This is a genomic window from Pigmentiphaga aceris (assembly GCF_008119665.1).
GTDB classification, from domain to species: domain Bacteria; phylum Pseudomonadota; class Gammaproteobacteria; order Burkholderiales; family Burkholderiaceae_B; genus Pigmentiphaga; species Pigmentiphaga aceris.
Window position 1 is genome coordinate 5,093,337 of sequence record NZ_CP043046.1, and the last position, 24,238, is coordinate 5,117,574.

Genomic DNA, 24,238 nt, shown 5'->3' on the forward strand with positions numbered 1-24,238 from the left:
GAGTGACGATCTACGGATGTGTCTCGGCAGCAGTCGTGCTGGTCTTCGCCGCAGGCATGACCAGCGCGTGGCTGATGCAGCCTACGCTTCGGCCGCTCACGCAGAAGGACATCGACAACGCGGTCCTGAACACGCTACAGACCAAAAGCCTGCCTTCGCGCACCGCCAGAGCGGCCGAGGCGGTACGCGAATCCGTGGTCGAGATCCGTAGTTTTCCATTGTTGGCAAAGTCCGAGGACGCGGACACGCCTGAAACCGAAGGCAAGGGCGATCAGACGCCGGTACCGCCCGGCGCAACGCCTGCGGTTCCGCCTGTCTCTCCGCCCGATGTTCCCCCTGGTGGTGCCCCTGCCGCACCACCCACTACAACACCCGCTACACCACCCACCACGCCCCCGACCAATCCCGCCGACTCCACCCCGGCATCCCCTGCCCCGCGCGACGGCATCGCCGCTGGCAGCCCGTCCGATCGAAAGGACCCGGCTGATGTCAGGGACCCGACCGACAAGACCAAACCCGACGCAGCGGACAAATCGGAAAATGCCCCGGAAGCAAAGCGTGAGGCAAGCAATATCGGATCGGGCGTGGTGGTGACCGAGACGGGTGTCATCATCACCAATTTTCACGTGATCGCTGGCGCTCGCCGTTTGCAAGTCCGCTTCCATGATGGCCACGTATCGGAAGCCAAGGTGTTGCAGGTCATTCCGCAGAAAGATCTGGCCATCATTCAAGCCACGTCGCTTCCCGACGATTTGCCCGCCGCCACGCTAGGCTCCAGCCGCGACCTCGCGCCCGGCAGCGAAGTGGTCGCGGTGGGCTTCCCCTTCGGCATCGGACCGTCGGTATCTGCCGGCGTGGTGTCCGGGCTGGACCGTGAATTCGTGTCGCCCGACAGCAATGAAAACCTCGACAGGCTCATCCAGTTCGACGCCGCCGCGAACCCAGGCAATTCGGGTGGACCGCTGGTGAACATGAACGGCGAGGTGGTGGGCATCGTCACCGCCATCCTCAATCCCAATAAAAGCGGCACCTTCGTGGGCATTGGCTTTGCCACCACCATCGAGAGCGCCGGCAGTTCCCTCGGATCTTCCCCTTTCTGACCCCGGAGGCGTATGAACGATCTTGCCAGGGGCGCGATGGACAGCGCCAATTTGATGGAACGCCTGCTGTATGAGGTGAAACGGGTGGTGGTCGGGCAGGACCACTTTCTTGAACGGGTGTTGGTGGCCATGCTTGCCGGTGGCCACTTGTTGGTGGAGGGGGTGCCGGGCCTGGCCAAGACACTGACGGTGAACACCCTGGCCAAGACCATGAGCGGATCGTTCAAGCGTATTCAGTTCACGCCGGACTTACTGCCCGCGGACTTGGTCGGCACGCGCATGTACAACCAGGGTACGGGTGAATTTTCTACCGTGCGCGGGCCGGTGTTTGCCAATTTGCTGCTGGCCGACGAAATCAACCGTGCCCCTGCCAAGGTGCAAAGCGCCTTGCTCGAAGTGATGCAGGAACGGCAGGTGACCATTGCGGGCGAAACCCACAAGGTGCCTACACCCTTCCTGGTGATGGCCACACAGAATCCCATCGAGACCGAAGGCACCTACCCCTTGCCCGAGGCGCAGGTCGATCGCTTCATGATGAAGGTGATCGTGGGCTACCCGAGCGAAGACGAAGAAGTTGTCATCGTCAATCGTGTCACCGGGCCGCGCATCAATGTGGGTGCAATCGCCACCCCGGAACTCTTGGCGGAACTGCAGGAGCAATGCCGCAAGGTGTACGTCGATCCGGGCCTGATCCAATACGCGGTACGTGTGGTGGCTGCCACCCGCAAGCCTGGCAGCTACGGCTTGCCCGACCTGGATCGCTACGTGACCTTCGGTGCCAGCCCGCGAGCCACCATCGGCCTGATCGAAGGCGGACGTGCACTGGCCTTCCTGCGCGGCAGACATTACGCCTTACCCGAAGACGTGATCGATCTGGTGCCCGATGTACTGCGCCACCGGCTGGCGCTGTCGTATGAAGCCATGTCAGACGGCGTGACCGCCGACCAGCTGATTGCCCGCATTCTGAAAACCCTGCCACCACCAGAACGCCCCCTGGAGTCCCATGTTCGGGCGGCTGCTGTCTAAGCGTCGGCGCACTGCTGACGCCTTGCCGGTCGCAGCAGCGGCGGGCAGTATGCCAACGACCGGCCCGTTTGCGGGCGGCGCATTGGCAAGCGTCAACGCCAGCCATGCCGAGGCCTTGCTGCGCCGTCTGGAATGGACCGTCGTGCGGCGATTGGACGGCTTGCTGCAAGGAGACTATCGCACCCTGTTCCGGGGCTTCGGGCTGGACCTGGCCGACCTGCGCGAATACCAGCCGGGCGACGACGTGCGGCACATCGACTGGAACGTCACGGCTCGGCTTCAGACGCCTTACGTGCGCGAATTCCAGGAAGACCGCGAAGTGTCTGCGTGGTTCTTGCTGGACCTGAGTGGCTCGATCGATTTCGGCTCGGGCACAGTGACCAAACGCGCCTTGCTGTGGGACTTCACCACCGTCATGGCGCAACTGCTGACGCGCTACGGCAACCGGGTGGGTGCGGTGCTGTACGGGGGTGATGACAAGGTAAGCGCATCGGTAGTGCCGGCGCGCTCGGGGCGTCGGCATTTGCTGCATCTGATCACCCGCATGCACGGCACCCCGGCGGTGTCACCCAGCGACACCAACCTGCGCGACTTGCTTGAACGCGCGCGTGCCGTCGCGAAACGGCGATCGGTGGTGTTCGTGGTGTCTGACTTCATCAGTGCGCCGGGCTGGGAAGCCTCGCTGGGCATGCTGGCCCGTCGCCATGATGTGGTTGCCGTGCGGCTGACCGATCCGCTGGAACACACCTTGCCCGATCTGGGCCTGGTGGTCTTGCAGGACGCAGAGACCGGCGAGCAGATGTTTGTGGACACCCATGATCCGGCGTTTCGCGAACGCTTTACTGCCGCCGCCAAAACACGCGAGACCGACTTGGCACGCGTCTTTGCACAAACCGGTGTGGCCTGTCTGAACCTGTCGACCGATACGCGCCTGGACCTTGCGTTGTTGAACTTTGCACACCGTCGTCGCCAGCAAGGGAGCGGGAAACCAGGAGTCGAACAACAAGCAGTCGGCCAACAAGGAGCTAGCCAACACAAGACCAAGCCTGATCCCGCAGCCAACGCACACATCACATCTGCGGGCCAGCGCACCAGCCATAAAACCGGAACCGCCAAAGGGACAGCATGAACGACGCGCTGAACCGACTGCCCGCCTTCAGCTTCGTGTGGCCCACGATGCTGTGGCTGCTTGTGTTCGTCGTGCTGCTGGGCACTTCTTACGTGTGGCTGGACAGACGCAGGCAGCGCGTCAGGGCGCACCACCCTGCGCTCAAGACCGTGGGCCTGGGCATCAAACCCGGTGCACCGTGGCGGCGTCATGTGGCACCCGCGCTGTTCCTGTTAGCGCTGACCACGTTGATCGTCGCCATCGCCCGTCCGCAGGCTGTGTTGATGCTGCCGTCCCGCATCGAAACGGTGGTGCTGGCGCTGGACCTGTCGGGCAGCATGCGTGCAGAAGACGTGGCACCCAGCCGCCTGCGTGCCGCGCAACAGGCAGCGAAGGTCTTGCTGGATGCGCAGCCCGCAGGTGTGAGTGTCGGCGTGGTGGCACTGGCCGGCACCGCAGCGGTGGCACAGGCCCCCAGCCGCAAGAAAGACGATGTCATGAAAGCCATCGACCGCCTGCAACCCCAGGGCGGCACCGCCTTGGGCAATGGGCTGTTGATTGCGATCACCACCTTGCTGCCAAAGCTGAGTGCCGACGCAGCAAAACTGATGAACGAAGACAACGCGCCGAAAAAGCTCGCCGCACCCGCCAGTCCTGCCACGCCAGTTCCAGGCGCTGCCCCGCCACTCGGCAGCGAAACGCCGGTTGCACCAGGCGACTACAAAGCAGGTGCCGTCGTGCTGTTCTCAGACGGTGAAAGCAACGCCGGCCCCGAGGCCATGAAGGCGGCGCAACTGGCTGCGTCCAACGGCGTGCGTATCTACACCGTGGGTGTGGGCACGACGGAAGGTGTGGTGTTGAAAGTGGACGGTATGTCGGCCCGCGTGAAGCTGGACGAGAAAATATTGAAAGCGGTTGCCGACACCACCGGTGCCGAATATTTCCGTCTTGAAGACGCAGCCGAATTGAAGAAGGTCTACCAGGCGCTGAACGCCAGACTGGCATTCGACAAGCGCGACCAGGTGGAGATCACTGCGCTCTTTGCTGCGTTGGGTGCGTTGCTGGCGGTGTGCGCGGGGATGTTGTCGATGCTGTGGTTCGGGCGTGTGATGTAGAACGCAGGGCAAAGCCAGGTACAGCGATTAACCCAGCAGAAAACATCAACCGGCACTGCTGTCAGGCAGAGCCGGCTGCGTTCATTCTGGCAAGCTTGCAATGGCGTAAATCAGACTATGCCGCGTTCTTCATACTACTGAGCCTGGTGGCGCATTTGAGTAGTGATCTGCCCGCCTCCGAACACGGCTGGCACACCCGGTCATTAGGGCACTCACCACCGGCCAAGACGCTTGAGCGAACTTCGATTTCACGTGCAGACGCGATTCGGCAGATTCGTCGCGCTAATCGATTGAAATTCAATAAATAATGTTTGGTGCCAGCACTTCGCCAGACAGAAAACGTCGATGCGACAAGTGCTTCAATTCCTCGGAGAGCCGGCCGGTGTGAATGAGCTGGGCAAGCATTACCCCTGCGCCCGTTGAACTGCTGAACCCATGCCCGCTGAACCCGGTACAAAGATATAACCCAGGCACCCCTTCGCAGGGCGACACCACGGGTATGCCATCTGGCGTGTTGTCGATGGCCCCGCCCCAGGCGATGTCCAGCTTGTCAGGACCCAGCTCAGGGAAAATCTTTTCGGCTTCTTCGTAAGCTGAACGCACTAAGGACATGTCTGGCACAGGGTCAAGAATTCGATTATTGACGAATGGAGAGCGCCCCAGATGGAGATACGAGATTTCCATCCACAGCTGTCGCAGGAATTCCTTGCCCAGCCGAATATTTAGATTTTTTCGCCGGCTTGCGATCAGCCCTTTGAAACGCATGCCATAACGAAGGCTGTTGGGGATGATATGCGCCGTGCCACGGCCACTTTTGGCCAGGATATAACCCCCGTCCGATCTCTCACGCACCGCGAACTCCGGTGCTTTCAGCGCGCCGCGAAATGGCAGCGTGGTGTCATCGCGCGTTCTGGACGCAGATGAATGTATGTTCAACGTAGGCAGAACAATTTTCTGTTTCAGGCAGAAAAGCGATGACCATGCCCCGCCTGCCAACACCACACATTCTGCACGCACCAACCCATTCTCTGTTTCAATCCCTGCCAGGCGGCCTGCCTCGAAATACAGGTCATTGACAGCACAGTTCTGAAGGATGGAAACACCTTGCGTTGCTGCATATTGCGCCAGCAGCGGAATCGCACATGACGGGTCTGCGTAGCCATCATTCAAGGTTCGCACACCGCCAATCCAGGGCTCTCCCGTGCCTGCATAGCGCTGATTTGCCTGTTCTTTCGATAACATTTCGCACGCCACACCGGAGCGCTGAGCAAAGTCGAACCACGTTTTCCAACCTGCCAACTCGGATTCGCTTCGGGTGACAAACGTGATTCCCGGAGCCCTGAATCCGACGTCTGCGCCAATTTCCGAAGATAACTGGGACCACCGTTGCACACTGAGTTTAGCCATGCTCAGTTCACGAACGTCCCGGCCCAAGGTTCGGCACCACCCCCAGTTTCTGCTGCTTTGCTCGGCGGCAATACGGCCCTTTTCGAATACCCCTACCCTTTTTCCTAGCTTGGCCAACTCGTATGCCGTTGCGACACCTGCCGCACCACCACCGATTACTGCAACGTCTACCCGGGAAGGCAATGTGGCATCAGTATCGATTTTCAATAATGGTTGTTTCATTTTCGGATTGGCAATATTTCGCTTAACGACGAACACGCCTATCGAGACGCTCACGAAGCAAGGACGCAGCAATCCCCGCTGCCGGCAAAAGAATGCCGGCAGGAGGAAATCTCGACAAACTGAATGCGATTAAAGCGAGGACGCCTTAATCGATGTGACTGCCCGGCCGACCTTGCTCCGGCCCAATATCAACTCACTTTGGCCTGCAATTGCGCATATTGCTTGCGCAGCGTGTCGAAGATGGTCTTGACCACATCGCCAGAGTCCGGCACGGTGCCGTTCTTTTCCATCACATCCAATTCATTGAAGATCTTGTGCTTCAGGAAATGACGCCAGTTAGGCGGCACCGACGCCAGCACCGAAGTCAGTGTCTGGTAGCGCTCGGTGGTCCAAGTACGCTCGAAAGCATCTCGCCCGGGACCATAGTCGAAATGCGGAACCTTGTCGGGCACGGATGCGGAGGCCTGTGCGCGAAGCGCACGAGTACGCTCCACGTCGATCTTGCCATCGACGATTACGACCTGATATGCATCCTCGGCTTGCGCGACTGACACATAGCCGCACTGGACGTCGCGCAACACGCTTTCAGGCTCACGCTCGAATGCATGCCCGTAACCGCCTCCACCACAACCCTCCAGGCGCACCACATCGCCCGGCTGGCAGTTGATCAGATCGCTCACGCCCAGGTCTTCTTCACCCGCCGTTCCCGGATTGCGCGTGAACCGGGACACAGCACCCGCCTTGCCGCCGAGCACGCCCCACGACCCGAATCGGGACTTGTCACGATTGCGGGCAGTCACGATGGAATTCGGTGCCGACACCTTGAACTCCATCACTGTGCCCAACCCGCCGCGGAACTTCCCCGCGCCTGCACTGCCGGGCACCAGGCCATAGCGCGTGATCTGGATGGGAACTTCGGCCTCATTGATCTCGACCGGAGTATTGCGAAGGAAAGCCACGATCGCGCCCGACGCCTCGGAGCCATCGCCATCGGCTGCACCACCCGCACCGCCGCCGACAGGCCCGAGCGCAGCGATGAAGCTGTGCCCGTCCGACGACGTGGTGCGCACGTTGACGATGCTCATCCCGCCCGCTGGCGACGCGGGCATCAGTTCCGGCACAGCACGAGAGAACGCACCGATGGTGGCGTACTGAACTACCTTGCAGGTCAGGCTTCGCATCCCTACCGCAGCCGGGGCCGTCGGGTTCACCACCGTGCCCTCAGGCAAAACACAGCGTGCCACGCGCAGCATGCCCGCATTGAGCAGGAGGTCGGGATTCAGCGTGTAGAGCACATAGTTAAGCCCCACCAGCGCAAGCACATGGCGCTCTTTGCCGCCCGTCGGCATATTCAGCGATGAGTTCAGCTGTGGATCGCTGCCGGTGAAGTCGAACTCAAGCTCGCTGCCGCGCACCCGGAGCGTCAGCATCACGCGCAGCGGCTTCCCGTTGGCCGAGTCTTCATCAGCGTATTCAGCGAACGGATAGTCCCCATCGGGAATTTCCGACACCATCGTCCGCGCCTGCTCCTCGGAGTAATTCAGCAGCGCTTGAATACCCTCGCTGAAAGCATCAGGACCGAAGCGTTCGATGATTTCCAGTATGCGGCGCTCACCGGTCATCAACATTGCAATCTGTGCGTTCAAATCACCACGATTCTGTTCCGGTGCCCGCACGTTGATTTCCATCAGACGGACCAGTTCTTCATTCAGCACGCCACCACGCATGATCTTGGTCGGCGGGAAACGAATGCCCTCTTGCTGAATTTCGGTCAGGGTCCGCGACAGCGATGCGGGCACCGCTCCGCCCATGTCGGTATTGTGGATGTGTCCACCCACAAAGCACATCAGCTTGCCCTGATGGAAGACCGGCTTCCACATCATGATGTCAGGCGTGTGCGTGGCGACATAGCCGCTGTAAGCATCATTGGTCATGCCGATGTCGCCCGGCTCGAAAGGTCCGGTCATCTCGATCACCGAACCAAAATCCAGACCGGGATACCAGGTTGCCCCCAGCGTTTTCGGCGATGCAAACGTCAGCCCTTCGGGCGTCATCAGCGTGCACGAGAAATCTTCCGTTTCCTTGACGAATGCCGAATGGGCGGTTCGGATCAAGGTGTAGGCCATGCTCTCGGCGGCTGCCACGCAATAATTGGCGAAGATCTGCAGGGTAGATTTATCGAAACTCATTACTTACGCTCCAACGCGGTCTGCGGCCGTGATTTCCAGATTGCCGTAGGCATCCACCAGCACTTTGTAGTCAGGAAGCACGGTCGTCGTGCAGTCGTCCTGAGCAATGATTGCCGGCCCCTCGAAAGCGTGTCCGGCCAGAAGGTCAACACGTCGATACAGCGGCACCGAACGCAAGGCACCATCAAGCCAAACCTGCACATTGGCCGACGGGATCGATGCGCTGGTGGCGCGCTCGATCTCGCGCAGACGGGGCTTCGGCGTTTTCGAGGTAATGACCAGACGCAAGGCGACCACTTGCAGCGGTGCCGTGTCATCGCTGTGACCGTACAGGCGTTTGTGTTCGATATGGAATGCCTCGCTGATGGCGGCCATGTTTCCATCCCGCAGCCATTCAGGCACCAGCGGCGTATCGATCTCGAAGGACTGCCCGCGATAACGCATGTCAGCCGATACATGAATGGCTGCCTGGTCGGGATCACCGCCCTCCGCCGACAACCACGCACGCGCCTGGACTTCCAGACGGTGCATTTCCTCTTGCAGCGATCGGATGGTGTCCGACGTGAGGTCGTAGTAAGTCGTCTTGACGAAGTCGTTCTTCAGATCCGCGATCAGACCACCAAGCGCAGACAACACGCCGGGCGTGGTCGGCACGAGCAACTGATTGACGTTGAGCGCGCGGGCCAGGTAACACGCCATCATCGGACCTGCGCCGCCGAAGGGCATCAAGGTGAATTCGCGGGGGTCCACGCCGAAACGCGAAATGATGCGACTGACGCCGGCATACATGCTGGATACGGACACTTCCACAATGGCTTCTGCCGTCGCCAGCACGTCTCGGCCCAAGCGGGCTGCCAGCGGCGCGATCGCGTCACGTGCAGCTTGAACGTCGACCTTCACCGCGTTGTAGCCAAGCTCGGCGCTGCCAATGACACCCATGACGGCAAATGCATCGGTAATCGTTGGCTGCGTACCCCCACGGCCATAGCAGACCGGGCCAGGATTGGAACCGGCGCTTTCCGGTCCGACCTTCAACACGCCGAAGCGATCCACCCAAGCGATCGAACCGCCACCGTCGCCGACCGACGATACCGACACGGACGGAATATGAATCTGGAAGTCGCCGATGTATTCGCCTGTTGCATACTGGGGCTCGCCGTCGATGATCAATGCCATGTCGGCGGTGGTGCCGCCGATGTCCAGGCTCATGCAACGCTTGATCCCGCACTGCTGAGAGACATATGCCGCGCCAATCACGCCGGATGCCGTCCCTGAGAGAATCATCTGCACGCAATTGTTCTTGCCATACTCGGCGCTCATGACACCGCCGTTGGACTTGGTGACCTTCAGATCGACTCCAACGCCAGCCTGCTTCAATGCGGCCTGCAGGCTTGTCAGGTAATGCGAGACACGTGGCTGCACATAACCACCGATGACTGCGGTGAGCGTGCGTTCGTACTCGCGGATGATCGGCCACACTTCGTGCGAGCAGGAAACGAACATGCCAGGAATCGCAGACTCGATCAGCGCCTTCACCTGCTGCTCATGCGCCGGATTGCGGTATGAATGAAGCAGCGATACCACCACACCTTCGCACCCTGCGGCACGCAAGGTCTCGGCTGCAGCAAGCACACTGGCTTCGTCCACCGGCGTATCGACGGTGCCGTCGGCTGCCATGCGTTCGACCACGCCCACCACGCGATCCCGCGTGATCAGTGGCGCAGGGCGCTTGGATTTCAGGTGATACATCTCGGGGATTTTTAGACGCGCGATATCCAGCACATCCTCGAAATGGCGGGTCGTGATCAGGCCGAGTTTCAGCCCCTTGCGCTGCACCACCGCATTGACCCCGACGGTGGTGCCATGGGTAAAGTAAGAAACATCCTTCGGCTCGATGCCGTAGCGCTGAGTCAGCTCGGACATACCGGCAAGCACTTCGCTGCCCGGATTATCGGGTCGCGAAAAAACTTTGAGTGTACGAATCGTCCGTGTCGACTCATCCAGCACCGCAAAGTCGGCGAAGGATCCGCCGATGTCTACCCCGATTCTCAAGCCCATCGTTGCCTGCCTTATTGCGAGAGTTTGTTTGATTGGACCTAGTGTAGAAACACCCTTCCCATATGACAAATTCCTATCGGCTTACACACCATACACTTTTGATATATGAGAACCGCGCGGTGAACAGTCATATTAAAAGTGCATCGCGTGCCTAGAAATGCGTATTGGAGTGCATCGATGAACGCTCATAGACTGCTCTGAGGCCCGTAATGGCCACACTCCAATCGCATCGAAAAAAAGGGGAACACCATGCAGACCAGCAGACGAGGCTTTCTTTCTATATGCACGACGGCCAGTGCGCTGGCCCATCTTCCCTCGCTTTCATGGGCCCAGGAGACTCCAAAGAAGGGCGGGCACGTCAAGATTGCAGTGCAGAACAGTTCAGTGTCGGACACGCTCGATCCCGCCAAGGGCGCGCACTCCGCAGACTGGACCAAACAGTTTTGTCTATTCAATGCCCTGACCGAATTCAATGCGTCGATGGTCCCCGACTTGGCACTGGCCGAACGGCTTGAAAGCAGTGACGGCTCCAAGTGGCTGATCACGCTGAAAAAAGGCATTCATTTTCACGATGGCTCGGAGCTCACGTCGGCCGACGTGGTGTATTCCCTGGCACGTCACAAGGAGCCGGCCACGGCCTCCAAAGCCATCGCGATTGCAAATGGCTTTGCCGATATCAAGGCCTTGAGCAAATACGAAGTCTCCCTGACGCTGTCCAAACCTGATTTTGATTTGCCGTCGGTATTGGGCAGCAGCTATTTCCTCATCGTCAAAGAGGGTGTAACGGACTTCAGCAAGCCTGTCGGTACGGGTCCCTACGTGCTCGAAACGTTTGTAGCGGGCAACAAGTTTTCCGCAAAGCGAAACCCGAACTATTGGAAAAATGGACTCCCGCACCTCGATTCAGTCGAGATATTTGGTGTGACCGACAGCGCAGCGCGCGTCAATGCCGTGCTCGCCGGCGACGTGGATATTTGTGCGTTGGTGGAAACGCGTTACGCCAAGCAGGTTGAATCCAGCAACAATGTCAGCCTGGTCGTGAATAAACTGCCGCTTTATACCGACCTGATCCTGAGGCAGGATCATGCTGTTGCAGGCAATAAGGATTTTGTTGCGGCCGTGCGATACATGCAGGATCGCAAACGCATGCTGGACAGCGTGATGCAGGGTTACGGTGCCATCGCAAACGATCACCCCGTTGCTCCCTGGGATCCCTATTTCCTGGAAGGCTTGCCGCAGCGTCCGTTCGATCTGGACAAAGCGAAATTCCATGTTCAGAAAAGCGGATTGGCAGGTTCGAGCATGGACATCATTTGCCAGCCCGGAATTGCCGCATCCGTCGAAGGTGCACAGTTCCTGCAGGGCTTCGGTGCCAAGGTCGGGTTCAACTTCAAAGTTCGACAGGTTCCCGTCGATGGTTATTGGTCAACTTACTGGACCAAGTATCCAATGACTTACGGTTCGATTTCAAACCGACCCAATGTCGGCATGATTTTCGACCTGTTCTACCGATCGACGTCGAGCACCAACGAAGCGCAATGGAAAGAGCCAAAACTCGACCAGCTGCTGGACTCGGCTCGCGCCGAAGGCGACTTCAACAAGCGTAAAGCCATTTACGGCGACATGCAGACTCTGGTGCATGAAAATTCCGGCACCATCATCCCGGTATTCACGGCGATCCTGGACGGGGTATCAAAGAAAATTCGCGGCTATGTACCGAACCCGTCGGGTATGAACATGGGCTATCGCGTTGCGGAAGCAATCTGGCGCGCTTGACACTCGTAGGGCTGAATAAAAACCCGCGAAATTATTCGCGGGTTTTTTTATGCGTTGGAGACCTGATCACGCTTTGCCCGCATTCGCTGACTGGCCTCTTCCAGCCAACCCTGTCGAAGCTCTGGGACAGAGTCGATCAACAGTTCGGTGTAGGCATGACGGGGCTGGCCGGTCAGCGCGCCGCGAGGGCACTCGTCGACCTTGCGACCCTGGTACAGCACGGTGATTTCATCACACATGGTTCTTACCGTGGAAATGTCATGACTGATGAAGATGTAGGACATCTGCAATTCATGACGCAATTCGACAAGCAGATCCAGAATGGCTGCGCCAACGACGGTATCGAGTGCGGACGTGACCTCATCGCAGATAATCAACTCCGGTTCGGCCGCCAATGCCCTGGCAAGATTGACGCGTTGCTTTTGCCCGCCTGACAGTTCTGCAGGACGCCGGTTAATCATCGCCACCGGCAGCTTGACCATGTCCAGCATGCGAGCGACTTGCACCTTGATCTGGCCAGGCGCACAGCGCTCGAACAGCTTGAGCGGGCGCGCCAGAATCTCGCCCACGCTGTGGGACGGGTTCAATACCTTGTCGGCATTCTGAAACACCAACTGAATACGCCGATGCAGATCTCTGTCGCGGTCAGCGGACTTCCCCTGCAACGGCTTGCCGTCAAACGAGATCTGTCCCTTGGCTGGTGACAGAAGGCCGGCGACGACGTAGGCCAGCGTGGACTTTCCGCTGCCTGACTCGCCGATCACGCCCATGGTGGTGCCTCGCCGAACTGTCAGATCGATCTCGTCAAGGATCTTGAGTGCTGGCATACCCGACGCATCACGCTTTCCATACCCTGCGGTCATGCCCGTGATCTGAAGAAGCGGCGCTTGCGCGGCAGCCTGCACGGCATCGTCGTCCGACAGCCGAGGGATCGGCATGGCTGCTGCCATCAGACTGCGGGTGTAGGGATGTGCAGGCTGATCAATGATCTTGAGCACATCTGCCTGTTCTTGAATTTCCCCGCCTTTCAACACCAGTACCTTGTCGGCGACCTGGGACACAACAGCAAGGTCATGGGACACGTAGACCGCGCTGATGCCCAGTCCTTTGATGGCATGTTTGAACGCGTTCAGAACCTCGATCTGTGTGGTCACGTCCAATGCGGTGGTGGGCTCATCGAAGACGACCAGTTGTGGATCGGACATGAGCGCCATGGCAGCCATCAGCCTTTGAAGCTGCCCGCCCGACACCTGGTGGGGATAGCGCTCCCCGATTGTTTGCGGCGAAGGCAATGCCAGTGATTGGAACAATTGCACGGCCTTTTCACACGCTGCCTTGCGATCCATGAGGCCATGTACACACACGCCTTCGACCACTTGATCCAGGATCTTCAACGAGGGGTTGAACGACGCCGATGCACTTTGCGCGACATAGGCAACATACGAGCCTCGAAACTTGTAAAGCGCTCGGCGTTTGGCAGTGGTCACGTCGGTGTCGCCCACACGAATACGACCGGCTGCGATCCGACAACCAGGTTTTGTGTAGCCAAGCAGCGTCAGCGCAATCGTCGTCTTGCCCGACCCCGATTCTCCGATCAGGGCGAGCACTTCTCCTTTGTTGATCGAGAAGCCGACGTCCTTCACGATAGTGGTCTCTTTGCCGTCGGCACCGGCGGCGACCACCTGCAGACCAAGGACTTCAACCAATGGCGGAACAGTCATTCTTAGCTCCCTGCGCCCAGACGCTTGCGCGCCTGCAGACTATCGATGAATAAATTCGCACCGATTGTCAGGGTGGCGATGGCAATGGCGGGCATCAGCACCGCAGGTGCTCCGGTCGAGAGGCCCGACAGATTCTCTCGCACAAGCGATCCCCAGTCGGCATCCGGCGGCTGCACACCCAGGCCGAGAAAGCTCAAGCTGCTCAACATCAATACGTTGTAGACAAACCGCAGGCCGAAGTCAGCCATCATCGGATGGATCATGTTCGGCAAGATGTCCTTGCAGGCGATATAGAGTCTGCTTTCGCTGTTCAGGCGAGACACCATGACGTATTCCATTGCATTCAGGCCAAGTGCTTGCGACCGAGCGATCCGGTAGGCACCTGGCATGTAGGTGACTGCAGCGGTCAATACCAGCACAGGCAGCGAAGACCCATAGATGGCGACCATCAACAAGGCCAGAATCTTGCTCGGCAGGATCAGCAGTGAATCCATCAACCTGCTGAGTGCCTCGTCGAACCATCCGCCGATCACGGTAGATATCAAGGCCAGCAAGGTACCGCAGGTGCTTGCAAGCAGGGTGGCCACCAATGCCAGACCAATGGAAAAGCGCGCGCCAAGCAGCACACGGCTCAGCAGATCGCGGCCGAGGTAATCGGTGCCCATCGGATAGGCCAGCGTCAACGGACCGAATATCGGACCGTCGGTGAAATCAGTGGCGCCATAGGGGGCAATCCACGGGCCGAATATGGCAATCAATATCCAGAAGATCGATATGCACAAGCCCACCCGCCCGGAAATCGACAGGGACAGGAAGAAGCGTCCGCCCAGGCTTGGTATACGCAGAATGTTCGTCATGGTCAGCGCAGCCTAGGATTGAAAATGATCGTCACGATGTCTGCGATCAGCAGCAGCAACAGGTAGCACGCGCTGAAGAACAACACACAAAACTGCACGACGGGCAGATCCCGGTTGCTTACGGCATCGACCAGGGTACTTGCGAGTCCGGGGTACGAAAAAATCGTTTCCACGATGATGACGCCACCCAGCAGGTAAGACAGGCTGAGCGCCATGGCATTGACGATCGGGCCAATGGCATTGGGCAGGGCGTGCCGCAACACCACTCGCGTCGGCTTCAAGCCTTTGATCACGGTCATCTCGACATATGCCGCGTCAAGCTGGTTGATGAGCGCTGCGCGCGTCATGCGCGCCATCTGGGCGACCACCACGCAACACAGAACCAGCACAGGCAGACCGTAAGCCTTGAAGAAGCCTGCAACCGTCGACAGGTCCGCACCGAGCGACAGCGCAGACATCCAGCGGAGCTTCACGGCGAACAGCAATACGGCCAGGGTGGCGACCAGGAATTCCGGCACAGCGACCACAGACATGGTGCCGATTCCGATGACACGGTCCAGACGCGAACCTCGGTACATGGCCGAGACGATGCCCAGGAAGAGCGCGATCGGCACCGAGGTTGCCGTGGCCGCTGCTGCCAGCATCAACGAGTTCGGGATGCGCGGTGCCACAATATCGCTGACAGGCAGGCCACCGGCATACGAGATGCCGAAGTTGCCGGTCACGAAGTTGCCGAGCCAGGTGAAGAAACGCAGCAGCGCCGGCTGATCCAACCCGAGCTGCGCGCGCAGTGCTGCCACCGTCTCTGCCGTGGCGGCCTGGCCGAGCGCCATTTGTGCCGCGTCTCCGGGCAGCAGGCTGGACATGAAAAACACCAACGCGCATACGATGAACAAGGTAATCAGCCCGATTCCGATGCGACGAAGGATCAGACGCAAGATCAGGCCGTTCATATGGACCTGCTGTGTGTCGTAACCATTATTGTCTCCTGATGGTCGACGCTTTTTATATTGCTCTTGGTCGAGACCGCACGCCGCTCAATAAAAGGCATCTTTGAAGCGGAAATACAGTCCCGCCAGCGGCAAGAACCAGCTGCGGCCCGCGTAGCCGGGCACAGCAGGCCAGCTGTCACGCGCCCACGGATTCATCCGATTCACCCCCCTCACGACATCGGCCATCAGGTCGCCCAGAAACACCGACATCTGCGTGCCGTGTCCACTGTAGGCAAGAGCGTAATACAGCCCCTCGTGTTGGCCGGCACCGGGCAAGCGATCTGCGGTCGCCTCGACCAGCCCGCCCCAGCAATAGTCGATCTGCACATTGCGCATGGCAGGCAAAAGCTGACCCAGACTTTCCTTCAAGACTTTCCCGCTCTTCATGTCTGAGGCTGGATTGCTTCGTGCGAATCGTGCGCGCCCGCCCCACACCAGCCTGTGGTCCTGGGTCGTGCGGAAATAGTTGCCGAAGTTCAGGCTGGTGACGTAATTGCGACGTTGCGGCAGAACATGGTCAAGCAGTTCTGGAATAGGCTCGGTGACGATGACAAAGCTGCCCACCGGCACGATGCGACGTTGCCACCAGTCGAAAGGGCCATGATCGGACCGCCCGGTCGCAAGCAGCACACGATCTGCTTCGATCTCGCCACGTGCAGTGGTAACGCGATGGCGATCTCCGCCAAGTCGGTTCAGTGCGGTGACTGCGGTGTGCTCGTAAATGCGTGCGCCGTGTCTGGCTGCCGACATTGCCAGGCCAGTGCCAAATTTGCCCATGTGCATCTGGGCGGCGCGTGAATCCAGCATGCCGCCGTGAAACGCATCCGAATCCAGCTCGCGACGAACGTCCGACGCCGACAGCAATTGAACCGGTGAACCCAGGTGCTGACGCATGGCGTCATGGTTGCGAACCAGGCCAGGAAAATGCTTGGCCTTGCTGGCGAGCTTCAACTTGCCACAGCGGACGAAATCACAGTTGATCTGTTCTTCGGCGACGATCTGCGCAACGAACTCGACAGCATCGTCATAGGCCTGCGTATAACGCTTGGCAGTCTCAAGCCCGTATTTGGCAATCAGATCCGCGAACCCTTGAGACGTGCCAGGACTGCAATGCCCGCCATTGCGCCCCGACGCCTCACCGATGATGCGGTCCGCTTCCAGCACGACGACGTCCACACCGGCCTTTGCCAGCGAGCGCGCCGCCGACAGGCCCGTGAAGCCCGCACCGATCACTACCACATCGGCGCGCTTGGGCAACTCGCCTTTGGCACCGTCGGTGAATCCCGGTACGGTATCCAGCCAATAAGGTGCCAGTTTCATAACCCAACGACCGCGGCCAAGCCGCTGGTGTCCTTGACTTCGGTGTACTGATAGAAGGGGTTGGCAGGTTCGTGCCCGCGATTGACCCACACCTTGTTCTTGATTCCCAGGTCATAGGCCGACATCAGGTCGTAACGCAGGCTGGAAGACACATGCAGAATGTCTTCAGGACCGCAGCCCAGGGAATCCAGCATGAATTCGAATGCCCGATAGCGTGGCTTGTAGACCTGGGCCTGCTGGGCGGTGAACACCTTGAAGAACGGCGCGCCCAACTTCTCTACGTTATGGCCGATCTGTTCGTCAGCCGCGTTGGAGAAGATCACGAGCGGGAATTCCTTGGCGATCGCCGACAACCCGGCAGGTACGTCTGCATGGGGTCCCCAGGTGGGCACCGCACGGTAGATGGCCATGCCGTCGGATTCGATGTAATCCACGCCCCACTTCCGGCAGGTACGTTCAACCGCATTGCAGACCACTTCGTGAAACGGTTTCCAGGCACCAAGCACCTCGTCCAGGCGATAACCTCGAAAACTCTCGATAAAGCCAGGCATGTCGCCATCGCTTACCTTGCCCTGATATTGACGGCGGGCTGCGCCAGCCATATCAAAGTTGGTCAGCGTGCCGTAGCAGTCGAAAGTGATGTACTTCGGTTTGAAGATCGCCATGGAATTGCCTTGGAAATAGTAGTCGGGTAGATGGCCATGCGGCCTGGATGCTTGATGCTAGAAATCGACCAGAACGCTTTTGTATCGGAGGTTGGCTTCGAAGGCCTGACGGCCCAGATCCTTGCCCAGGCCAGACCCCTTGAACCCGCCTGTCGGCAAGATGAAGTCCCATGTCCGGCCAAAGCGGTTGATCCACACGGTGCCTGCCTGAATGCGTCGCGTCGCGCGCAAAGCCCGACCGATATCCTGCGTATGCACACCCGCAGCCAAGCCATATGTCGGGTGGTCCGCCAGCAGAAGCCCCTCTTCTTCTTCATCAAATGTCTGCACGGTGAGCACCGGGCCGAAAATCTCTTCGCGCACCGCTTCCATGCCGCCGTTCACGTCGGCAAGCAAAGTCGGTCGGTAGAAATAGCCCCCCACATCGGTCTGGAAGAAATCTCCCCCACACAGGGCAGTCGCACCTTGCTCCACTGACAAGCGGACGCTTGCGTGCACCTTGTTCGCTTGCCGCTCGTTGATCAGCGGAGCGAAATTCGTTGCCTCGCGCCACGTGGCACCCGGCTTGAAGTGGGACACCTGCGCCACGATTTCATTGACGAGCCGCTCGGCGATGCCACGCTGCACGATCAGACGGGTGCCTGACACACAAGCCTGACCCGCGTTCGAGGTAAAGCCTTTGACGATGCGGCTGGCGACTGCAGCGATGTCGCCGGCGTCGTCATAGACCAGCTGCGGACTTTTGCCGCCCAGTTCCAGCGTGACAGGCTTGGTGCCGTGGCGCGCCGACTCGCTCATGATGGCGGCACCGGTCATGGTCGATCCGGTGAACGATATTTTTCGGATGAGTGGATGCCGTACCAGGGCTGCCCCAGCTTCGCTACCACGGCCTTGAACAATATTGAACAGGCCTGGAGGCAGTCCCGCTTCCACCGCGAGTTCAGCAAAGCGTATGACCGAGAACGGCGTCAGCTCAGACGGTTTGAGCACGATGGCATTGCCGGCGGCCAGTGCGGGACCGCACTTCCACGAAGCCATGGAGAGCGGAAAATTCCACGGCGCGATGGCACCAACCACGCCGTAAGGCTCCGACAGCACCAGCCCTAGACTATCGCTTTTGGTAGGCACCGCATCGCCACCGAACTTGTCTGCGCATTCTGCGAAGAAGCGGATGCACTCGGATGTGAACGGCAGGTCGAAGCCATGCGCGTCCTTGACAGGTCGGGTCGATCCAAGTGCTTCGAGCTGCGCCAATTCACCGACGTGAGCGTCAAGCAGATCTGCCCAGCGATGCAGCACGCGTGCTCGATCACGCGGCGAGCAAGTCCCCCACCCGCTTGTCTTCCAGGCCTCATGCGCGTTGGTCACGGCATGGTCCACCACGGCGTCCGTGCCGTCTGGGATACCGCCCATGATCTGGCCGTCGGACGGCCGCAGCACATCGATCATTGCCCCACCACCGATCACACGGCCACCGATGAAATGCCCCGTGGAAAATCTAATGTTTTCGGGCTCGAAATTCATCGCTTCCATCTCCTGTCAGGGGGTCTTGACGATGCTGGTAGTGGCTCCACAGGGCGGCTCACAGGTGCCAGATCAGCTAATGCGAGAAATTCTAAGGAAGTCTTAGCCATATGACTAATTCCCATGTACTTTGACGGTATGCATTTTTGATATGAGCAAATTGATGCTGAACTTCCGCCAAGTAGAGGCTTTCCGTGCTGTCATGCTGTCGCTTTCGATGACGCAGGCCGCCAAGGAATTACACACCTCGCAGCCAAACATCAGCCGCGTCATTGGTTCGCTGGAACGGCGCATTGGCTTCAAGCTCTTCGAGCGGCATGCAGGAAAACTGGTGCCCACGCTTGAGGGACAAGTGTTCTTTCGTGACGTAGAGCAGACCTTCGCCGGACTGCGCGGCCTTGAAGACACCGCGAATGTCATTCGCAAGCGCGGAGCAGGCCGCCTACGGGTGGCATCGGTCCCTTCCATGGCGATTGTGCTCGCGCCTGAAGCGATCAGTCGATTTGCGCAGGCTTATCCTGACGTCGATGTCACGCTGCAGGTGACCGATTCCGTGACGGTTTGCCAATGGGTGACTACGGGGTATGCAGACGTCGGCATTGCATCGGAAATATTCAACAGCACGAGCATCGAGCATGAAATCGTGCAAAAAAATATTGGCGTTTGCATCACGCATCCAAGCCATCGACTTGCCACCATTGACCGAGCGGTTATACCAGCCGACCTGGCAGGAGAAAAATTTCTGTCTTTGCGGTCCAGCGATGTCATGCGAAAAAAAATCGATGCTGCGTGCCTGGTAGATGGCATGGAAAAACGCATCTTGGCTTACGAATCGCACTTCTCGGCCGCCATCTGCCACATGGTCTCTTGCGGCATGGGTGTCAGCGTGGCAAACCCTCTCATCGCGCGCAACTACGCCGGACGAATTGCGGTGATGCCCTTCGCACCGAGCATCGAATTTCAGACTTACTTGGTATATCCGTTGAACAGCCCGTTGAATATGCTGGCCAGGGCATTTGCAGATGCAGTGCGCGCACACATTGCAGAACCAGGCTCATATTAAAAACGCATGGAGGTGCGATAAAAGCTTATTTGACTGCATCGCCAGCCAAACTTAGTCTTTCGTTGTGCAGCGCGGGCAGCAATGGGCTGCGCTACGCACCTCGCCAAATTCCCGATTCTCGATCTGCAGATTCAAGATGCTGCAGCGACCCTGCTCGCCTCGAACCAGATACGCGATTTCCTCAACGATCAGACGCCAAGAGATTACATGCCCGTTACCGTGCTATCCCAGACATCGACTGTTGCCTTGCCAGAGGATGGGCCGCTGCTCGCATCGCTTACCGATCCGGCAAGCCGGACGGGAACGCTGCATATTCCTCTGGAAGGCGCTGGCGATAATCGAACTGGTGTATGGGAATGCACGCCGGGCCGCTTCGCCCGCCAGCTGAAAAACGCCGAGCTGATGCATATTGTGGCAGGTTCTTGCACGTTTACCCCCGAGGGCGGTGAGCCGCATGCAATCAGTGCAGGCGATACCTTGTTTTTCCCGGCTCATACACGTGGCATGTGGGAAATACATCAAACGCTGCGCAAAGTCTTTGTGGTGTTTGCGGATATTCCTGAGCAGTGATTCGGAAAATCTCGCTGCGGAAATGTCTGCAGCCTGAAAGCCAGCGAATACAACGCACCAACACCACACCCCACGCATCAGCATTCACGAGGTATTACCGCCATGTCAGGCATCAACCAGTCGCATATTGACGCTCGCAGCACCCATGTTCCCCACGGCGTGGTTACCGCCCACCCGATTTTTGTCGATAAAGCGCAAGGCTCCCTTGTCTGGGACATGGAAGGTCGGCGCTATATCGACTTCGTGGGCGGCATCGGTGTGCTGAACGTCGGCCATAATCACCCCAAGGTGGTTCAGGCGGTGACGAATCAGCTTGGCCGCGTTTCTCATGCAGCATTTCAGGTTGCAGGGTATGACGTGTATGTCAATCTGGCCGCCAAACTGAACAAGATGATCGGCGGCGACGACCCGTTCAAGACCTTGCTGGTCACCACAGGTGCCGAAGCTGTCGAAAACGCCGTCAAGATTGCGCGTGCATATCGGAAAGTTCCGGGCATCATCGCTTTCCGGGGCGGTTTTCATGGCCGTACCCTGCTTGGTTCATCGCTCACGGGTTTCAGCGCGCCGTACAAACAGAACTTCGGCCCGTTCGCGAGCGAGGTCTATCACACGTCCTACCCGGACAGCTACCGGGGAATCTCCAGCGACGATGCGATTCGCGCGCTGAACGACCTCTTCGCTACACAGATTCTGCCCGAGCGGGTTGCTGCCATCATCATCGAACCAATTCAAGGCGATGGTGGATTCCTGCCGGCCGGCCGCGAATTCCTGCAAGCATTGCGCGCTTTGGCTACCCAACACGGCATTTTGCTGATCGCCGACGAAATCCAGGCGGGCTTCGGCCGCACCGGAGAGATGTTTGGCTTTCAGCATGCTGGTATCAAGCCTGATCTCGTTACCGTGGCAAAAAGCTTGGCGGGCGGACTTCCGCTCGCAGGCGTGGTCGGTCGCACAGAGGTCATGGATGCGCCCGCCCCCGGCGGTCTGGGCGGCACCTACTCGGGCAATCCGCTGGCTTGCGCGGCAGCCTTGGCAGTGCTGGAAATCTTCGAAGAAGAAGACCTGCTTGCGCAAGGGCGAGCCCTCGGCAAGCTGCTTGGCGCAGGCTTGCACAAGTTGGCCGAATGCTTCCCCGAGATTGGAACCGTGCGCGGCGAAGGTGCCATGCTCGCGTTGGAATTCGTCAGCGAAGGCGACCCTTTCAAGCCCGATGCTGCGTTCGCACAGGCAGTCATCGATGAATGTCGCGCCGAGGGCCTGTTGGTCATCAAGTGCGGTCTTCACCGCAACACGGTGCGTTTGCTGGCACCGCTCAACACATCAGCGGAGATTGCACACGAAGCACTGAGCATTCTGCACGGCGCAATCACTCGCGCACAGCGGCGTTGACAGTCAAACGCATCAACGACTGGCGACTATCCGTGTGATGTTGAACGGCCACATTTTTTCATGAGGCCCATGTCTCAATACCCCTGTGCCGGATCAATCACATGATCCGGTGACTCACCTGCCGACACGCGCAGAATATTGACGGCGATCTGCTCTGCAGACGACGCAGGCAATGCCACCGACGCCAAATGTGGGGTGATGAGCACGTTCGGCAAACGCCACAGCGGGTCATCAGCAGGCAAGGGCTCAGGCGTGAACGCATCCAGCGTGGCGGAACCGATATGGCCAGACGTCAGTAGTTCGGTCAGGGCCTGCTGATCGACCAATTCACCTCGGGCCACATTGATGAATGCAGCGCCCGGGCGCATCTTCATGAGCCGCGTGCGATCCAGAATCTGTCTGGTCTGTGGCGTGAGTGGCAGCATCACTACCAGAATGTCAGCCTGGCCGATTGCCGCATCCAGCGTGTCCATGCCTGACACACTGTGCACCCCATCGATCTGCTTGGGCTTGCGCGACCACCCCGTCACCTTGAAACCCTGGCGCTGTACTTCGAATGCAGCCTTGGCACCTAACTGCCCCAAGCCCAGCACCGTGACAGATACGTCCTCGGGCGAACGCGGGTGCCTGTACGCCCACGTCGCTTCGCGCTGGGATTGTTCGAAATGCGGAATATCGCGTGCATGTCGCAGCACGGCGAACAGCACGTACCCCGCCATCATGCGTGCCATCTGCGGATCGGTCAGCCGTGTGATGGGAATCCCTGCCGGCAGGTCGGTGCGATGCAGCAAGGAATCGACACCTGCGCCCAGGTTGATGATCAGGCGCAGATTTTTCATCGCATCGAAGAAACCCACAGGCGGTTTCCAGACCAGCGCGTAATGAACATCTTCGGGCCGTTCGACGGCGCTGGAATGCACCACGTTCAGGTGTGGCAACTGCGCCTGAAGCGCACGTTTCCACGTATCAAAGTCATCGAACTTGCTGTAGAAAACCAGCGTGCCGGAAGGAAGGCGATCAGCGTCGGTCATTGGTCTTTGGCTCAAGATTGCTTGCGTATCAGGCGTGCAATGGCATCGATGGCAAGTTCATAACCATCACCACCCAGACCGGCAATCACGCCGTCGGCCACCTTCGAGATATACGAGTGATGGCGGAAGGGCTCACGCTTCCAGATATTGCTCATGTGCGCTTCGATGATCTTGCCCGGGAAAGACATCAGCGCATCCAGAATCGGGATCGAACTGTAGGTCAGACCGGCTGCATTGATGATGATGCCGTCGGCCACGCCCCGCCCTTCCTGAATCCAGTCGATCAGTTGCCCTTCCCAGTTCGATTGCAGAAAGCGCAGGTTCACGTTCAGCGATACGGCTTTCTTTTCGCAGCGTGACTGCAATACCGGAAAGCTGTCGGTACCGTAGTTTTTGTTGGCATCCAGGCCATATAGATTGGCGTTGGGGCCGTTCAAAAACCAGACCGTGATAGTGGCAGGAGACGTCGAGGTGTCGCTCATGTTCAACCTTCGTGGGGGCGAGTGGCCCGCATCGCGGGCAGGTCTTGAAAGGCCGCGTTCCAGCGGGTAGCAGCGGGGTGGCCGGCACGCCAGTTGAGTTCAGGAAAACGGAAGTCCAGGTAACCGAGCGCGCAGCCGATGGTGATCTCGCCAATGGTCGGGCGGTCTGCCGACAGCTCGGATGCCATGCTGTCGATGGCGTCCAGACTGGCCCCCACCTTGGTCAGCAGCGCCTCACGCCATGTCGGCCACTGAAACTCGGCAGGCCGCGCGGTCAGCTCGTAACGCGCAAGCAACGCGGCGTCGAGCAACCCGTCACCAAGCGCCTGTTGGGCAAGCGCCGTCCATCGCGCATCGCCATCGGCAGGAAATAACTGAAGCTCACTTTTCAGGCTGGCCAGGTATTCACAGATCACACGACTGTCGTAAAGCGCTTTGCCGCTTTCCAGGATCAGCGTGGGCACCTTGGCCAGCGGGTTGTGGGCCGCAATGCGTGTGTCGCGCCGGATGGGATGCGCGGCACTGTCCAGCAATTCGATGTTGTCGCGCTGTCCGGTCAGATGGGCGCAGACCATGACCTTGCGCACGTAGGGCGAGGTCGGAGCAAACAGGAGTTTCATCAT

At 59.0% G+C, this 24,238-nt stretch carries 20 protein-coding genes; 8 read left to right on the forward strand and 12 right to left on the reverse strand.

Annotation, left to right across the window (positions count from 1 at the left end; translation table 11 throughout):
• Positions 1 to 56: 56 nt before the first annotated feature.
• From FXN63_RS21965 to FXN63_RS21980, 4 genes are read left to right on the forward strand one after another with little or no spacing between them, the layout of a single operon-like run.
• Positions 57 to 1,100, forward strand: coding sequence for a S1C family serine protease (locus tag FXN63_RS21965; RefSeq protein WP_425468746.1), 1,044 nt, complete (start codon positions 57 to 59; stop codon positions 1,098 to 1,100).
• Positions 1,101 to 1,112: 12 nt separating this feature from the next.
• Positions 1,113 to 2,126 (forward strand): AAA family ATPase, encoded by a 1,014-nt coding sequence (locus FXN63_RS21970; protein ID WP_148817560.1) that lies wholly within the window; start codon positions 1,113 to 1,115, stop codon positions 2,124 to 2,126.
• The gene (locus tag FXN63_RS21975; RefSeq protein ID WP_148817562.1) at positions 2,104 to 3,255 is read left to right on the forward strand and encodes a DUF58 domain-containing protein; all 1,152 of its coding nucleotides are present in this window, start codon (positions 2,104 to 2,106) and stop codon (positions 3,253 to 3,255) included. The genes FXN63_RS21970 and FXN63_RS21975 overlap by 23 nt, the downstream gene beginning before the upstream one ends.
• On the forward strand, positions 3,252 to 4,349 hold the full coding sequence (locus FXN63_RS21980) for a VWA domain-containing protein (protein WP_148817563.1): 1,098 nt from the start codon (positions 3,252 to 3,254) through the stop codon (positions 4,347 to 4,349). The genes FXN63_RS21975 and FXN63_RS21980 overlap by 4 nt, the downstream gene beginning before the upstream one ends.
• 297 nt (positions 4,350 to 4,646) lie before the next feature.
• On the opposite strand, the gene FXN63_RS21985 is transcribed toward FXN63_RS21980, so the two are convergent.
• The 3 genes from FXN63_RS21985 to FXN63_RS21995 form a co-directional block, all read right to left on the reverse strand.
• Positions 4,647 to 5,978, reverse strand: a complete 1,332-nt coding sequence (locus FXN63_RS21985; protein WP_148819678.1) for an NAD(P)/FAD-dependent oxidoreductase — start codon at positions 5,976 to 5,978, stop codon at positions 4,647 to 4,649.
• 188 nt (positions 5,979 to 6,166) lie between these two features.
• Positions 6,167 to 8,167 carry a hydantoinase B/oxoprolinase family protein gene (locus FXN63_RS21990; RefSeq protein WP_148817565.1) on the reverse strand — a complete coding sequence of 667 codons (2,001 nt, stop codon included), beginning with the start codon at positions 8,165 to 8,167 and terminating at the stop codon, positions 6,167 to 6,169.
• A 3-nt stretch (positions 8,168 to 8,170) separates the two neighbouring features.
• A complete protein-coding gene (locus FXN63_RS21995; RefSeq protein WP_148817567.1) occupies positions 8,171 to 10,225 on the reverse strand; it encodes a hydantoinase/oxoprolinase family protein in 2,055 nt (684 codons plus the stop codon).
• A gap of 249 nt (positions 10,226 to 10,474) precedes the next feature.
• Here FXN63_RS21995 and FXN63_RS22000 point away from each other — a divergent pair, with 249 nt between their 5' ends.
• Entirely contained in the window at positions 10,475 to 12,001 is a 1,527-nt protein-coding gene (locus tag FXN63_RS22000; protein WP_148817569.1) for an ABC transporter substrate-binding protein, read from the forward strand.
• A 47-nt stretch (positions 12,002 to 12,048) separates the two neighbouring features.
• On the opposite strand, the gene FXN63_RS22005 is transcribed toward FXN63_RS22000, so the two are convergent.
• The 6 genes from FXN63_RS22005 to FXN63_RS22030 all read right to left on the reverse strand — a co-directional run bounded on the left by FXN63_RS22005 (position 12,049) and on the right by FXN63_RS22030 (position 19,080).
• A complete protein-coding gene (locus tag FXN63_RS22005) occupies positions 12,049 to 13,722 on the reverse strand; it encodes an ABC transporter ATP-binding protein (RefSeq protein WP_148817571.1) in 1,674 nt (557 codons plus the stop codon).
• A 2-nt stretch (positions 13,723 to 13,724) separates the two neighbouring features.
• On the reverse strand, positions 13,725 to 14,579 hold the full coding sequence (locus FXN63_RS22010) for an ABC transporter permease (protein ID WP_148817573.1): 855 nt from the start codon (positions 14,577 to 14,579) through the stop codon (positions 13,725 to 13,727).
• A 2-nt stretch (positions 14,580 to 14,581) separates the two neighbouring features.
• Positions 14,582 to 15,532, reverse strand: coding sequence for an ABC transporter permease (locus FXN63_RS22015; RefSeq protein ID WP_148817575.1), 951 nt, complete (start codon positions 15,530 to 15,532; stop codon positions 14,582 to 14,584).
• An 84-nt stretch (positions 15,533 to 15,616) separates the two neighbouring features.
• Complete coding sequence (locus FXN63_RS22020; protein WP_148817577.1) at positions 15,617 to 16,891, reverse strand: NAD(P)/FAD-dependent oxidoreductase; 1,275 nt, start codon at positions 16,889 to 16,891, stop codon at positions 15,617 to 15,619.
• Positions 16,888 to 17,556, reverse strand: a complete 669-nt coding sequence (locus FXN63_RS22025; protein ID WP_148817579.1) for a haloacid dehalogenase type II — start codon at positions 17,554 to 17,556, stop codon at positions 16,888 to 16,890. Before FXN63_RS22025 ends, FXN63_RS22020 begins: the two co-directional genes overlap by 4 nt.
• 57 nt (positions 17,557 to 17,613) lie before the next feature.
• Complete coding sequence (locus FXN63_RS22030) at positions 17,614 to 19,080, reverse strand: aldehyde dehydrogenase family protein (protein WP_342791199.1); 1,467 nt, start codon at positions 19,078 to 19,080, stop codon at positions 17,614 to 17,616.
• A 163-nt stretch (positions 19,081 to 19,243) separates the two neighbouring features.
• On the opposite strand from FXN63_RS22030, the gene FXN63_RS22035 reads away from it, so the two are divergent.
• The 3 genes from FXN63_RS22035 (at position 19,244) to FXN63_RS22045 (ending at position 22,102) form a co-directional block, all read left to right on the forward strand.
• Positions 19,244 to 20,143: a LysR substrate-binding domain-containing protein gene (locus FXN63_RS22035; RefSeq protein ID WP_148819680.1), complete on the forward strand. Its 900-nt coding sequence runs from the start codon at positions 19,244 to 19,246 to the stop codon at positions 20,141 to 20,143.
• A 207-nt stretch (positions 20,144 to 20,350) separates the two neighbouring features.
• The gene (locus FXN63_RS22040; RefSeq protein ID WP_148819682.1) at positions 20,351 to 20,713 is read left to right on the forward strand and encodes a cupin domain-containing protein; all 363 of its coding nucleotides are present in this window, start codon (positions 20,351 to 20,353) and stop codon (positions 20,711 to 20,713) included.
• Positions 20,714 to 20,815: 102 nt separating this feature from the next.
• Positions 20,816 to 22,102, forward strand: a complete 1,287-nt coding sequence (locus FXN63_RS22045) for an aspartate aminotransferase family protein (protein ID WP_148817582.1) — start codon at positions 20,816 to 20,818, stop codon at positions 22,100 to 22,102.
• A gap of 74 nt (positions 22,103 to 22,176) precedes the next feature.
• Here FXN63_RS22045 and FXN63_RS22050 read toward each other — a convergent pair whose 3' ends face one another.
• The 3 genes from FXN63_RS22050 to FXN63_RS22060 are packed head-to-tail and all read right to left on the reverse strand — an operon-like array spanning position 22,177 to position 24,235.
• A complete protein-coding gene (locus tag FXN63_RS22050; RefSeq protein WP_148817584.1) occupies positions 22,177 to 23,133 on the reverse strand; it encodes a 2-hydroxyacid dehydrogenase in 957 nt (318 codons plus the stop codon).
• Positions 23,134 to 23,144: 11 nt separating this feature from the next.
• Positions 23,145 to 23,615: a type II 3-dehydroquinate dehydratase gene (locus FXN63_RS22055; protein ID WP_148817586.1), complete on the reverse strand. Its 471-nt coding sequence runs from the start codon at positions 23,613 to 23,615 to the stop codon at positions 23,145 to 23,147.
• Between the two features lie 2 nt (positions 23,616 to 23,617).
• Positions 23,618 to 24,235 carry a glutathione S-transferase gene (locus tag FXN63_RS22060; protein ID WP_222864107.1) on the reverse strand — a complete coding sequence of 206 codons (618 nt, stop codon included), beginning with the start codon at positions 24,233 to 24,235 and terminating at the stop codon, positions 23,618 to 23,620.
• Positions 24,236 to 24,238 lie beyond the last annotated feature (3 nt).

Excerpts from the sequence above, each read along its gene's own strand:
- FXN63_RS22055 (WP_148817586.1), bottom strand. The coding sequence starts at position 23,615 with ATGAGCGACACCTCGACGTCTCCTGCCACTATCACGGTCTGGTTTTTG.
- FXN63_RS22050 (WP_148817584.1), bottom strand. The coding sequence starts at position 23,133 with ATGACCGACGCTGATCGCCTTCCTTCCGGCACGCTGGTTTTCTACAGC.
- FXN63_RS22045 (WP_148817582.1), top strand. The coding sequence starts at position 20,816 with ATGTCAGGCATCAACCAGTCGCATATTGACGCTCGCAGCACCCATGTT.
- FXN63_RS22020 (WP_148817577.1), bottom strand. The coding sequence starts at position 16,891 with ATGAAACTGGCACCTTATTGGCTGGATACCGTACCGGGATTCACCGAC.
- FXN63_RS21980 (WP_148817563.1), top strand. The coding sequence starts at position 3,252 with ATGAACGACGCGCTGAACCGACTGCCCGCCTTCAGCTTCGTGTGGCCC.
- FXN63_RS22000 (WP_148817569.1), top strand. The coding sequence starts at position 10,475 with ATGCAGACCAGCAGACGAGGCTTTCTTTCTATATGCACGACGGCCAGT.
- FXN63_RS22010 (WP_148817573.1), bottom strand. The coding sequence starts at position 14,579 with ATGACGAACATTCTGCGTATACCAAGCCTGGGCGGACGCTTCTTCCTG.
- FXN63_RS21990 (WP_148817565.1), bottom strand. The coding sequence starts at position 8,167 with ATGAGTTTCGATAAATCTACCCTGCAGATCTTCGCCAATTATTGCGTG.
- FXN63_RS22040 (WP_148819682.1), top strand. The coding sequence starts at position 20,351 with ATGCCCGTTACCGTGCTATCCCAGACATCGACTGTTGCCTTGCCAGAG.
- FXN63_RS21970 (WP_148817560.1), top strand. The coding sequence starts at position 1,113 with ATGAACGATCTTGCCAGGGGCGCGATGGACAGCGCCAATTTGATGGAA.
- FXN63_RS22015 (WP_148817575.1), bottom strand. The coding sequence starts at position 15,532 with ATGAACGGCCTGATCTTGCGTCTGATCCTTCGTCGCATCGGAATCGGG.
- FXN63_RS22060 (WP_222864107.1), bottom strand. The coding sequence starts at position 24,235 with ATGAAACTCCTGTTTGCTCCGACCTCGCCCTACGTGCGCAAGGTCATG.
- FXN63_RS21995 (WP_148817567.1), bottom strand. The coding sequence starts at position 10,225 with ATGGGCTTGAGAATCGGGGTAGACATCGGCGGATCCTTCGCCGACTTT.
- FXN63_RS21965 (WP_425468746.1), top strand. The coding sequence starts at position 57 with ATGACCAGCGCGTGGCTGATGCAGCCTACGCTTCGGCCGCTCACGCAG.
- FXN63_RS22025 (WP_148817579.1), bottom strand. The coding sequence starts at position 17,556 with ATGGCGATCTTCAAACCGAAGTACATCACTTTCGACTGCTACGGCACG.
- FXN63_RS22030 (WP_342791199.1), bottom strand. The coding sequence starts at position 19,080 with ATGAATTTCGAGCCCGAAAACATTAGATTTTCCACGGGGCATTTCATC.
- FXN63_RS22005 (WP_148817571.1), bottom strand. The coding sequence starts at position 13,722 with ATGACTGTTCCGCCATTGGTTGAAGTCCTTGGTCTGCAGGTGGTCGCC.
- FXN63_RS21985 (WP_148819678.1), bottom strand. The coding sequence starts at position 5,978 with ATGAAACAACCATTATTGAAAATCGATACTGATGCCACATTGCCTTCC.
- FXN63_RS22035 (WP_148819680.1), top strand. The coding sequence starts at position 19,244 with ATGCTGAACTTCCGCCAAGTAGAGGCTTTCCGTGCTGTCATGCTGTCG.
- FXN63_RS21975 (WP_148817562.1), top strand. The coding sequence starts at position 2,104 with ATGTTCGGGCGGCTGCTGTCTAAGCGTCGGCGCACTGCTGACGCCTTG.